13 protein-coding genes and 2 pseudogenes are annotated in these 11746 nt (G+C 38.6%); 5 read left to right on the forward strand and 10 right to left on the reverse strand.

What is annotated here, in order from left to right; translation table 11 throughout:
* A pseudogene (locus EGT49_RS09040) lies at positions 1-318 on the forward strand (LysR family transcriptional regulator); the annotation flags it as partial.
* Positions 319-359: 41 nt separating this feature from the next.
* On the opposite strand, the gene EGT49_RS09045 reads toward EGT49_RS09040, so the two are convergent.
* The 4 genes from EGT49_RS09045 to EGT49_RS12505 all read right to left on the reverse strand — a co-directional run bounded on the left by EGT49_RS09045 (position 360) and on the right by EGT49_RS12505 (position 3465).
* Positions 360-638: a helix-turn-helix domain-containing protein gene (locus EGT49_RS09045; RefSeq protein WP_135373634.1), complete on the reverse strand. Its 279-nt coding sequence runs from the start codon at positions 636-638 to the stop codon at positions 360-362.
* Positions 639-820: 182 nt separating this feature from the next.
* On the reverse strand, positions 821-1687 hold the full coding sequence (locus EGT49_RS09050) for an aldo/keto reductase (protein WP_135373636.1): 867 nt from the start codon (positions 1685-1687) through the stop codon (positions 821-823).
* Positions 1688-1785: 98 nt separating this feature from the next.
* Positions 1786-3210, reverse strand: a complete 1425-nt coding sequence (locus tag EGT49_RS09055; RefSeq protein ID WP_135373638.1) for a hypothetical protein — start codon at positions 3208-3210, stop codon at positions 1786-1788.
* Between the two features lie 81 nt (positions 3211-3291).
* A complete protein-coding gene (locus EGT49_RS12505) occupies positions 3292-3465 on the reverse strand; it encodes a helix-turn-helix transcriptional regulator (protein ID WP_167849815.1) in 174 nt (57 codons plus the stop codon).
* A 200-nt stretch (positions 3466-3665) separates the two neighbouring features.
* On the opposite strand from EGT49_RS12505, the gene EGT49_RS09060 reads away from it, so the two are divergent.
* Positions 3666-4505 carry a hypothetical protein gene (locus EGT49_RS09060; protein ID WP_135373640.1) on the forward strand — a complete coding sequence of 280 codons (840 nt, stop codon included), beginning with the start codon at positions 3666-3668 and terminating at the stop codon, positions 4503-4505.
* 51 nt (positions 4506-4556) lie between these two features.
* Here the strand turns inward: EGT49_RS09060 and EGT49_RS09065 are convergent, their stop codons facing one another.
* The 5 genes and pseudogenes from EGT49_RS09065 to EGT49_RS09080 form a co-directional block, all read right to left on the reverse strand.
* Positions 4557-5213 carry a GNAT family N-acetyltransferase gene (locus EGT49_RS09065; protein ID WP_135373642.1) on the reverse strand — a complete coding sequence of 219 codons (657 nt, stop codon included), beginning with the start codon at positions 5211-5213 and terminating at the stop codon, positions 4557-4559.
* A gap of 205 nt (positions 5214-5418) precedes the next feature.
* The gene (locus tag EGT49_RS09070; RefSeq protein WP_135373644.1) at positions 5419-6285 is read right to left on the reverse strand and encodes an aldo/keto reductase; all 867 of its coding nucleotides are present in this window, start codon (positions 6283-6285) and stop codon (positions 5419-5421) included.
* Positions 6286-6325: 40 nt separating this feature from the next.
* On the reverse strand, positions 6326-7066 hold the full coding sequence (locus EGT49_RS09075) for an SDR family oxidoreductase (protein WP_281275469.1): 741 nt from the start codon (positions 7064-7066) through the stop codon (positions 6326-6328).
* 45 nt (positions 7067-7111) lie between these two features.
* Positions 7112-7234 (reverse strand): annotated as a pseudogene (locus EGT49_RS12815) (sugar O-acetyltransferase); the annotation flags it as partial.
* A complete protein-coding gene (locus EGT49_RS09080; RefSeq protein WP_425456266.1) occupies positions 7200-7574 on the reverse strand; it encodes an LbetaH domain-containing protein in 375 nt (124 codons plus the stop codon). The gene EGT49_RS09080 and the pseudogene EGT49_RS12815, both read right to left, overlap by 35 nt.
* A gap of 131 nt (positions 7575-7705) precedes the next feature.
* Here EGT49_RS09080 and EGT49_RS09085 point away from each other — a divergent pair, with 131 nt between their 5' ends.
* Both EGT49_RS09085 and EGT49_RS09090 read left to right on the forward strand, forming a co-directional pair.
* Positions 7706-8587 (forward strand): LysR family transcriptional regulator, encoded by an 882-nt coding sequence (locus tag EGT49_RS09085; protein WP_135373648.1) that lies wholly within the window; start codon positions 7706-7708, stop codon positions 8585-8587.
* Positions 8588-9238 (forward strand): nitroreductase, encoded by a 651-nt coding sequence (locus EGT49_RS09090; RefSeq protein ID WP_135373651.1) that lies wholly within the window; start codon positions 8588-8590, stop codon positions 9236-9238.
* Positions 9239-9281: 43 nt separating this feature from the next.
* On the opposite strand, the gene EGT49_RS09095 is transcribed toward EGT49_RS09090, so the two are convergent.
* Positions 9282-10031 carry an alpha/beta hydrolase family protein gene (locus EGT49_RS09095; RefSeq protein ID WP_135373654.1) on the reverse strand — a complete coding sequence of 250 codons (750 nt, stop codon included), beginning with the start codon at positions 10029-10031 and terminating at the stop codon, positions 9282-9284.
* Between the two features lie 146 nt (positions 10032-10177).
* Between EGT49_RS09095 and EGT49_RS09100 the strand changes: the two genes are divergently transcribed.
* Positions 10178-11509, forward strand: coding sequence for a dihydrolipoyl dehydrogenase family protein (locus tag EGT49_RS09100; RefSeq protein WP_135373657.1), 1332 nt, complete (start codon positions 10178-10180; stop codon positions 11507-11509).
* The last annotated feature ends 237 nt before the right edge of the window (positions 11510-11746 follow it).

The following is an 11746-nucleotide window of genomic DNA, read 5'->3' on the forward strand; positions in this document are numbered from 1 at the left end:
TTAAGTTTCATTGTTTTATCAGATATTGGCGTTTGGAAGCAAGTCGCTGAAGGTAAAATTCCTGGGGCAAAATTTTTATACCAAGAACAACGAGAAGCTTTTGCGGAAATCACCAAATATTCCGACTTTCCATATTTCACGACGAATATTTCTAAAATTGATGATACTGGTTTCACCGATCATGACCAAGTTAACGTTCCAATCAAAGACGATGCCGCCAAGATGGACTTTTATGCGGCTTATTTAAAATCGAGTAAAAAACTCATCGCACCAACTCTCAAAAAGATGTCACAAGCTTGGCAAGAATTTTTAAACTAAAAAACACTAGATAATCTGAAAAATGATCATCTAGTGTTTTTTTAATTATTTGCTAGTTTTGTTTCTGGAACAATTCTCATCTGTATTTCCAAACCGAGTCCATGAGCATAGCGATTTAAAGTTGTTAATGAAGGTGTTGACTCCATTCTTTCAATTTTTGCCAGTTGGGGTTGTTTCATACCAATTTTATCTGCCAAATCTTTTTGACTAATTCCTCTTTTTAGACGTTCAGCTTGCAAATAGCTTAGGGTATCAATAACCGTTAATTCATCCTCTGGGATAGAAGTAATTGTACTTTTAAAATCTTTCCATGTTGTCATATTATCTTCCCTTTCTATTGTGTTCTTTAGCTGAACGCTCTTGTTTCACTCTCTAACTGAAACGAGTTGCACAAGAGCAACTCCCTACAAGATAGCAAAACTTCCCAAACCGCCCGCAAAGTGCGCGAGCAATTCGTGAAGTTTCGCTATCCTCCGGGAGCTGAGCGCTCTTGTTCCACTCTCTAATCATTAGCATGAACATCAAAAGCATTCAACAACATATCTTCAACACCATCAGCATCTGGATTGTACATACCTTTACCATTACGGTCCAAGGCTCTGATTGCATCCATTTCATCAGATGTTAATTCAAAATCAAAGATATCTTTGTTTGATTTGATGCGTGATTCGTGAACTGACTTAGGAAAGACGATGACTCCCTCTTGATGTTCGAAACGAAGAATAATTTGTCCAACGTCTTTGCCATATTTCTTAGCTAAATCATTCAACAATGGTTCGGAAAACAACTCTTTACTACCTTGACCTAGTGGGCCCCAGGCTTCTAGTGTGACGTGTGCTTGAGCCATAATTTGACGCAATTCTTTTTGTTGAAAATATGGGTCAAACTCGACTTGGTTGACACTTGGCATTGTCGCAAACTTAGGAACAAACTTGTTCCAAATCTTAGGCGTCATGTTGGAAACCCCGATTGAACAAATCTTGCCGGCCTTTTTAGCTTCTTCCATTGCCTTCCAAGCTTCGTCAACTTTGCCGTATGGTTGGTGAATTAAGTAAAGATCCATGTAGTCTAAACCTAATTTTTTCAGTGAAAGGTCGATAGCTTTTTTGGCATCTTCATAAGCATAATCTTGGAGCCACATTTTAGAAGTTACCCAGATTTGATCACGGGGGATACCACTGTCCTTGATAGCCTTACCGACTTCTTGTTCGTTGAAGTATGCGACCGCCGTATCGATGTGACGGTAGCCTAATTTTAAAGCATCGCTGACTACCTGATAAGTTGTGCCGTCAGCGGGAATTTGGAAAACGCCGAAACCAAATGATGGGATATTCGTGCCGTCGTTTAATTTGAATGTTGGAATTGTCATGTAATTACCTCTATCTCTTAATTGATGACTTTAGTATAAAGCCATCTATCGGATAAAAAAATTACTAAAATGGTATGGCAGTATACCCATCACGCATACTATTTTTCTTCAAACACGGTTAATAACTCATCAGCCTGTTTTTGAGTAATGACTTTTTCACTAACTTTAAATTGTATCAGTGCTTTGACGATTGTCTTTTCTCTGACCATACTTGCATCAAAGGAATCCGCAATCATTTGCCAAGTCTCTACCGACCAATTCTTTGGTATTTCCAAGGTTCGTGAATAAATCCTAGTTTCAAGTGAAACAACTAGTGCAATAGCATCGATAGCTTTCAAGTGTTTAGGCACTAGTTTATATTTATCCCGATCGAGCCACAATCTGATACCGTCTTTTATTCCATTACGTTCAATTCTGTCGAATTGCTTTCTACTCCAACGATGATTGTTACGTGAACTGATGTGTTCATCCGCAATCTCTTCCATAGAATTTGAAAATAGATTACTGAGCATGTCCAAATGTTCAGGATTCTTTAAAACAAAGCGCATTTCTTCTTCGGTAAAATTATGCTTGTCGACCGCTTCTTTAGGCAAAAGACTGTCAACACCACCATTGGCACTTACCTCTTGAAGAAACTTTTCAACTGCTTTTTGGTCATTAGGATCTATTCCACGACGTTTCATTTCTTGGTAAATCACCTTGGCAGCATCAAAATTGCCTGGGTCTTTAGCGGCCTCTAACATGGCTTTTTCACCAGCAGCAAAATAGCGCTTATAATTTTCAACTTTTTTAGAATTGACGAAACCTCGCATGCCAAGGAAGTTCAACATCGCTGTCATTGCCGGAACAACCAATTTATATTCGTCGGCACTAAAATCCAGTTTTGCGACCAACTGATTTTCCATTACGCCACAAATAGCGGTTTTAGTCCAATTCTTAGGTGTTTTGCGATAAACGTTATAAGCAAATTCGGTCATCGCTTTCATCAATGTTTCAATATAAGCCTCGTCTACACCTTGAGGGCGATTCTTCCAAGCCGCACTCTCTTCATAAAAGTGCAACCATTCCAAAACGTACTTTGACACACTTTCTGCGACCCAAGGCTGCCATTGCGGTAAATACGGATTCTGGTCGTCAGGTTCATGTATAAAATTTATCGCTTCCGTGAATGAATATGTTGCTGCCAACATATCAAATATTTTATCCAGTCTCGCTACCGAAATCTTGATTTGCTTAGTCCTTGACAAAAAGTATAAGACTTCTTGCAAAGTTTCAAAGGTTAAATCGAGTAAATTTAAAGAATAATCATCACCATTACCCAACTCTTTAATCATTGCGATTACGAAAGGGACGATAAAATCTTCATCCCATTTCGTATAATCACCATTACCTGAATACCCAGCTGTGTCACCAATACTCTTTATCATATTGCGAGCATTTACTTTGGCCTGATTACTTAAATTCAAGTATTCATCACTCTTCAAAAAATCTGTTGTTATATCTGACAAATGTCTTTTTTTCATATTTTTTACTCCTTACCGATATGATACCGAAAAATATCAAAAAAAGATGGAATTTCTAATTCAAATTCCATCTTAATTAACCTAATTTTTAATCTGTTTAAGATCATTACGGTATTGGGTTTCCATATTTAACCAAAACGCAGCTGGGATACCAAATACTTTAGTTAATTTATTTGCTATTTCAGGTGTAATTACTATTTGTTCGTGAATTGTAGTACCTGGAGCCACAGCAATCGTATCTTTCCCCATATGCAAACATATCAGTTCCTCCTACTAATCTCTATAATGCCAGATTCCATTTCCATGTAGAGGATGACAACTTTTTAAAGAGAATTCAACTGATTTGGTAAGTCGCTCTTGTTATCTTTCAAAAATATACGTTTAGTATATATTCTTCTGATAACATTTAATTAGTAATAAGGGAAAATCACATATGAAAAAAGGGAGATAGTATTTTGAAAAAAAAGATAATTCTAAGCTCCATTCTATTCATTTTACTCATGGCTGGAGTAACAACATTTTATGTTCACAATAAAACTGTTAGTGACACTAATAGTACCCTTGTCAAAAATAGAACAGCCGACAAATCTAAAAACAAGCATGCCAACCATTCAAAAAGTAGTTCAAAAAATGCAATCAGTACAAAAACCGCAAATGAAATCAATTCAAAATTTTATAATCATAAAAAAATTTCACATAGTGCTGAAAGTGCCTTAGTTGGCTATCCTTCAACGTTCTTAAATTTAGTTGATATCAGTCAACTCACCATCGACGGTCAAGTAATCAATCTTCATAGTTTTGTTGATCGAGACTTAGCTTATACTATCGCTGATATTAGAATACAAGACGTTTTAAAAGGCGATAAAAGTTTAACAAACAAAACTATCAGAGTAATGTTTCCTGGAGGAAATATCACCAAAAAAGCCATGTTAACTGACGTTGCGAACAAATCATTTATGAAAATTTCTAAAGAAGAAGCTAATTCTGAAGAAATCGTAACAATGGAACAAGCTGACATGCCTCTACCAAAAGCCGGTCAAAAATACGCATTACTACTACACAAAGAAGCCTCTGGAACCAACAATATTCCTGGAGAATTCTGGTCAATCGATTTTGGTGCCAAAGGAATGTTTCCATTAAATTCACAAGGATTGTACAAAAGAGTCCCTCCTATAAAGGCTACTGGTGGTGGCGGCGGTGGTGAAACATCAACTTACGATATTGAAGTAAAAGAAAATGAAAAAATGGAAAAAGGCATGAACGAACTCATTCAAAAAAAGCGTAACCTAAAATAAAAGACCATAGTAATCAAAATACGATTACTACGGTCTTTTTTTATCAACATATTACCCTAATTCCACATCTTGGGATTCAATTAACTTCTGGAATTTCAATTGTGAGGCATTACCAACAATTTTCTTTTTATACGGAAATTGTGCATCAAACTGATCAACTTCTGACTGGTCAACCGAATAAACTTCATCTTCCACGTATCGACCTGCACAATTATCTAAAGCGCCCTCAAACAAAGGCGTTATTTGCAAAACTGTCGCAAATTTATCGTTAGCCATCCGAATCTGATAATTCTTAGCCGGTTCAAAACCTTGCCGACTATAATAATTCGGATCTCCATACAGAATAATCGCCGCATAGCCTAAATCCCTGGCTAGTTCTTTTGAATATTCAAGCAATCGGCCACCTAGTCCTTGTTGCTGAAATTCTGGAGCGACTGCCAAAGGTCCTAAACACAACACTTGATGAATTTTTCCATCATCACCTTGAATAAAATCTTCCAAAAAGGCAGCACATCCGATAATTTCATCATCTAATACCGCAACTGTATCTAGTTTGGTGACGAAATGGGGATGGTTACGGATTTTATGCATTAGAAAATGCTCCACACATCCTGGCTGAAATTCATTCCAAAAAGCATTGCGTAACATTAATTCAGTTTTTTGATAATCTACTTTATTTTCTTGTCTTAATTTAATTTTTTTAGTCATTTTATATTCCTTTTTACGTAATTTACCTACAGAATACAAAAAAAGCGCAGTCGACAAACTGCACTTACATCGAAACACCGACGGTATCCGTAAGGCAATTTGGGTACAACAAAGAAAGCTTCTTTGTTCAAATTTTTATCCTTACTTAGACACAATCATCCGGCATTTCTCCTAAAATTTATTACCTTTAAGATAACACGTCGTTCTAGATTTTACCACCAAAGACTGGGAAAGCACTGGCATCGCCGTATTCCATTTGCTCAATTTTGGCTAGGGTTGCCATATCTTCATCGGAAATCACGAAGTCAATATCGGCGTTAGATTTCATGTGGTCAGGATTTGCGGTCTTAGGCAAAACAACCACGTTCAATTGCCAATCGTAACGAATGCACAATTGGGGAACCGAAACGTTGTACTTGGCAGCCATCTTCTTGATCAAATCATTGTTCATCGCAGCACCGTGCGCAATTGGTGAGAAGGCTTCAACGACGATTCCGTTATCTTGGGAATACTTGATGAGTTCACTTGGAGTGTCACCAATATGGATTTGAATTTGGTTGACAGCTGGCTTAGTGTCAGAATTCTTGATCAAATTGTCTAAGTCTTCTTTTTGGAAACTCGAAACACCGATAGTCTTCAATTTACCAGCTTTAACAGCATCTTCCATCGCCCGCCAAGTCTCTAAATTACCCTCAAAGTGACGGTCATTGCCTTGATTAACTTCCTTCCAAGGTTGTGGATTGTGGATAATCATCATATCCAAATAATCCAAGCCCATCTTATTTAAAGTTTCATCGATTGATTTTTTAGCTTCATCGTAATCCTTGATTTCAGCCGCAACCTTTGAGTTAACAAAAAGTTGGTCACGTGAAATACCAGAATTTCTAACACCCTCACCGACACCACGTTCATTGCCGTAAGCTTGAGCAGTATCAATGTGACGGAAACCAATCTTAACCGCATTTTCTACAGCATCAGCTGTTTTTTCATCAGGAATTTCCCAAACACCTAAAGCCAACTTAGGAATTTTTAAACCATTATTCATAGTGAATGTTTCATCAAAAATAGACATAAAAGTCCTCCTCTTGTATCGTTTACATTATATATTTAATTTATACTTCTTGTCCTGTAGGACGGATTACCATTTCATTAACAGCCATGTTCTTTGGCGTATCGATCACAAAAGCCACCGCTTGAGCGATTTCCTCTGGATCAAGACCCATCATTTCCGAACCAGGTTGTTTCATGGCATCTTTCAAACCGTTTCTAACTTCGGCGTTGTTGATAGAATCGAATAATTCCGTTTTAACTGAACCCGGAGCAATGATAGTCGTCTTGATATTGTTTTGATGTTCCTCTTGACGAAGACCTTCCATAATTGCTCGAACAGCGTACTTAGTACCTGAATAAGCTGCATAGCCGGGTAAAACTTCATAACCTAAAACTGATGAAGTAGAAATCACATGGCCGCTTTGTTGTTTCTTCATAACTGGTAAAGCCGCAGCGATTCCATTCAAAACACCTTTAACATTGATGTTAAGCATATTCTCCCATTCATCATGGGCTAATTGGTCCAAATTGTTAACCGGCATGATTCCCGCATTATTAAACAGAACATCAATTCGGCCAAATTTTTCAACCGTCTTGTCGATCACATTTTGGACTTCATCCTTTTTAGTCACATCGGCTTCAACCGCAAAAATATTTTCGGGATAATCCTTTTGAATTTCTTCCAAACGGCTCATTCGACGAGCTGCAATTGTGACCTTCTTACCTTGACTAGCCAATAATTTAGCCGTCGCAGCTCCAATACCACTAGAAGCTCCCATAATAACTACTACTTTTTCTGATATTTTTACTTCCCTTTGTTAGTTTTCTTTATTGTTTTCTTTAATCGTTCGAATAATTCGAGCTGGCACTCCACCGACAATCGTATTAGCAGGAACGTTTTTCGTGACCACAGCACCAGCTGCCACCACAGCATTTTCACCAATCACAACTCCCGGAGTTACTGTGACGTTGGCTCGGTTCGATTCGATGGTTAACTGAAGCAACCGTGACCTTGGGTCCAATCAAGACGTTATCACCTAAGTAAATTCCACCTAAATCAGTAAACATCACGCCGCCATTGATAAAATTATTTTTACCAAAATGCAGATTACGTCCAAAATCAGTGTAAAAAGGTAAACGGATTTCTGTCGACGGATCAATCGTCTCATTGGTAATTTGACTGACTACTTTTCGAACTTCATCTCCGTCATGGGCACCTGTATTCAATTCTTGAACTAATTTCAAATTGACGGGGATAATTTTTTCGATCTGTTCGTAAGCTTGACTGTCTAAATTTAATTTCTTTTCCAATTGAAAACCTCATTTCCTAAATCACTATGCTAATTTGTCGATTGATTTTATTATACGAACGAATTATTATAATGTTAAATACTTATTAATAATGGTTAGTTATAACTTTTAAACATAGTTGAGGTGTAAACATGGACATTCGTGTTTTAAGATATTTCATCATCATCGCTCAAGAATTGAACATTTCCAAAGCCGCCCGACTCTTGCACGTTTCGCAACCAGCACTGTCACGTCAAATCGCCGAATTAGAAACAACTTTAGGTACGAAACTATTCATTCGTGGCAAACGACAACTTCAGTTGACTCCCGACGGCTATTACTTATTAGAACGAGCCAAAGAAATTGTCGGACTGGTCAATAAAACGACCTACACTCTCCAAAAACAAGACTTAATCAGTGGTACTTTAGATATTGGAGCTGGTGAAAGTATTGCCTTGCAATGCGTGATGGAAACGATCAAAGAAATCATGCATAAATATCCCGAAATCCACATCAACTTCCGCAGTGGTGATTCCGAAAATATCTTATCAGAACTAGATAGCGGCATTTTGGAGTTTGGAATTATCATGGGTGATCGCCCACTTGACAACTACCACCGACTAATTTTGCCTGAAAGAAATCGTTGGGGTGTCATTATGAGAAAAGATGAACCGCTCGCCAAAAAAGACTTCATTCAGCCTAGCGACTTATTGGGACGTTCGTTGTTGTTATCCCGTCAAGTCCGCAGAAAGCAGCTCTTCCAAGACTGGAGTCAGGATCTTTGGGACCAACTAAACTTCGTCGGAACTTACAATCTGATTTTTAACGCCGCTCTCCTCGTCCAAACTGGTGCCTGCATGGCATTGTCGTACGAAGGATTGACCGATGTGACAAATAACGACGTCACCTTCATCCCCCTGCAACCAGAATTGACCGACCCGAACACCTTGATTTGGAGTAAGAATCGCCAAATGCCCGAAACGGCTAAACTATTTTTACAAACGCTCAAAGAGAATCTAAAGGAGACAAAATAAATGGAATTCCAAAATGTTGTCAATAACCGTCACTCAGTCAGAGATTTCAGTGACCAAGTAGTCGATCACCAAACCATCAAAGAAATAATCGCTCTAGCACAAAAATCACCGTCATGGGTCAACTCCCAGCCATGGAAAGTCTATGTTGCCACTGGCAAAACTCTTCAAAATATCAAAGATGCTTACGTTAAAAAAGATGCTGAAAAAGGTTATCCTGATTTTCCAGTCATGCACCGAGATGACTGGAGTGCAGAAACCCAAAAGAACATGCAACAGTGGCGTCACGAGATTGTCCACCACTTCGAAAACTTTGACGAAGCTCACGAAAAAATGAGCAGCGCTAGCACCCACTTGTACAATTCACCGGCCATTGTCTTCGTGACTATTCCGAAAAATTCATCCCTATGGTCAGTTTTCGACGCCGGGGCTTTCTGCCAAACATTAATGTTAGCCGCCAAAGATAAAGGCCTAGATTCCATTCCAACTTACACCAGCGTCAGATTTCCTGATGTCATCAGACAAAATATGGACATCCCTGATAATGAGACTTTAGTAATCGGCTTATCACTAGGCTATGCAAAAGATGTAACAATCAATACTTACCGTTCGAAACGTGAAGATATTGATGATATTACGAAATTTAAAGACTAAAAAAAGATTGACTCAACTGTTCAAGCAGTTGAAGCAATCTTTTTTAGTTTAGAAAGAATTCAGTTGTAATGTCCAAAGCTTCTTTTCGTGAATTACCAATTGAAAAACCATGATCAGCATCATCCAACAAGTGTAATTGGTCATTTTGATAAACCTCATCGTAACGAGTTGAAGCAATTTTATCTACGACTGTATCTTTGAGTCCGTGAATCAAACAAACTGGGCCAGTATAAATCTGAGCAACCTCATAGATTGGTAAAGTCTGAGCGGTTCGCAAATAAAAACCGCCTAAGGTTAAGCCCTTTTTGATTGGCAATTCATCAGGAATATTTTGTGGATCGTAAGTATATCCTTGGGTGTTACCTTTTAAAGCATCATCTTTTAGGGTTGCTGCTGGAGCTAACAAAGCTAGTTTATCAACCTTATCGTGATAATAACCAGCTATCATACTAGCAACGACTCCACCTTGAGAATGTCCCAAAAGATACAAATTTCTGACGCCGGAAATACTGCGGGCATAGTCTAAAATAGCTTTGCCATCACCAATTTCATTTAAAACCGTCATATCTTTGAAAGCTCCGTCACTTTGACCATGACCATTGAAGTCAAAACGTAACGTTGCCAATCCCTCAGATTCAAATCTCAAAGCTAATTGATACAACAATTGATCCGGATTCATCCCTCGGTCTGACGTAAATCCATGCATCAAAACGACTAAATCAAATTCTTTTTTATCCGGCTTAACTAAAGTCCCACGTAAAGTTAGGCCATCTCTTTTTATTTCAACATCCATCAAATCTCTCCTCATCTTTTTGATTATTCTAATCCTTTAATGTCGATTTCGACAACAGCTATATAAAAATGACATATCAAATAAATTGTCATGATATACGGAATGGTTTACATTTGATATATAGAATAATTATTGGAGGGAACTTTATGTCTAAATTTGATTATGATGTATTGTACATTGGTGCCGGACACGCAACTTTTGACGGTGGCGCACCTTTGGCTGAAACTGGTGTCAAAGTTGGCGTTATCGAAAGTGGTTTAGTTGGTGGAACTTGTCCAAATCGTGGTTGTAACGCCAAAATTGCCATCGATGAACCAGTCAAAATGACCCGTGAAGCACAACGTTTAAACGGCATCCTAAAAGGTGATTTAACAATTGACTGGACCAAAAATATCGAACACAAACAAGAAATCATTGACGTATTACCCGACAATTTGACTGCTCGATTGACTAATGCCGGAGCCGATGTGATTCACGGACACGCCCAATTCAAAGATGAACACACCGTAATAGTCGATGACAAACAAGAAATCACTGCTGAAAAAATCGTCATTGCGACTGGCTTACGTCCCCACCGCTTGGATATTCCCGGAACTGATTTAGCTCACGACAGTGAAGACTTCCTCAATCTCAAGCACTTGCCAAAGCGAATCACCATTGTTGGATCTGGCTATATCGGGATGGAATTTGCCACGATTGCCAACGCCTCAGGTGCTGAAGTTACTGTGATGTTGCATACCGACAAAGTCCTCAGAAACTTTTACCAACCTTACGTTCAAAAAGTTGTCGATGACCTCAAAAAACGTGGCGTGACATTTATTGAAAATTCTCAGGTACAAAAATTTGCCCAAAAGGATAATGAACTAGAAATCACTTATGGAGATAACCAAAGCCTGACAACCGATTGGATTCTCGATGCGACCGGCCGGATTCCTAATTTGGACAACCTCGGTTTGGACAAAGTTGGCGTTAAGTACGATCAAACCGGTGTCTTTGTGAATGAGTACTTACAAACTAACGTCGAGAATATTTACGCTGCTGGTGACGTTGTTTCTAATGATTTACCAAAAGTTACTCCCGCCGCCTACTTCGAATCAAAATATTTGATGAAACTCTTCTCCAAACAGACGAGTGAACCTATAAAATATCCCGTTATCCCTTCAGTCGTCTTCACTTCACCAAGAATTGCTCAAGCCGGAATTTCTGTTAAAGAAGGACAAGCTAAAGGTTACGAAATCAGTACCAACGACCTCGCTAACTATTGGTACTATCAAGTTGATAAGGAACCAATCGCCGAAAGTAAACAGATTCACGACAAAGACGGCCACTTAGTTGGCGTCACCGAAGTCAGCGACCAAGCTCAAGATGCCGTCAACGCACTACTCCCAGCTATCGAATTTAAATTTGACCGCGAACAAGTCAGTCGTCTAATCGGAATCTTCCCATCAATCGGATACGCAGCTTGGCATCGTGCATAAAGAATAGTATACAAAAATAGAGTTGATGGCAAAATGCCCGTCAACTCTATTTATCGTACAACCACTTTTTTTTACAAAAAAATAGACCAAGGTAATTGTTTTCTAATTGCCTTGGCCTATTTGACTCTCTAATCGAAACGAGTTACACAAGCCAGACCCAGCCATATAGCTACATTCCCCAAATCACACACAAGTTCGGTGTGCAATTCGTGGAATTAGGCTATCTGTCTGGGTCTA

Origin of the sequence: Companilactobacillus suantsaicola (assembly GCF_004745525.1) — a bacterium.
GTDB lineage: Bacteria > Bacillota > Bacilli > Lactobacillales > Lactobacillaceae > Companilactobacillus > Companilactobacillus suantsaicola.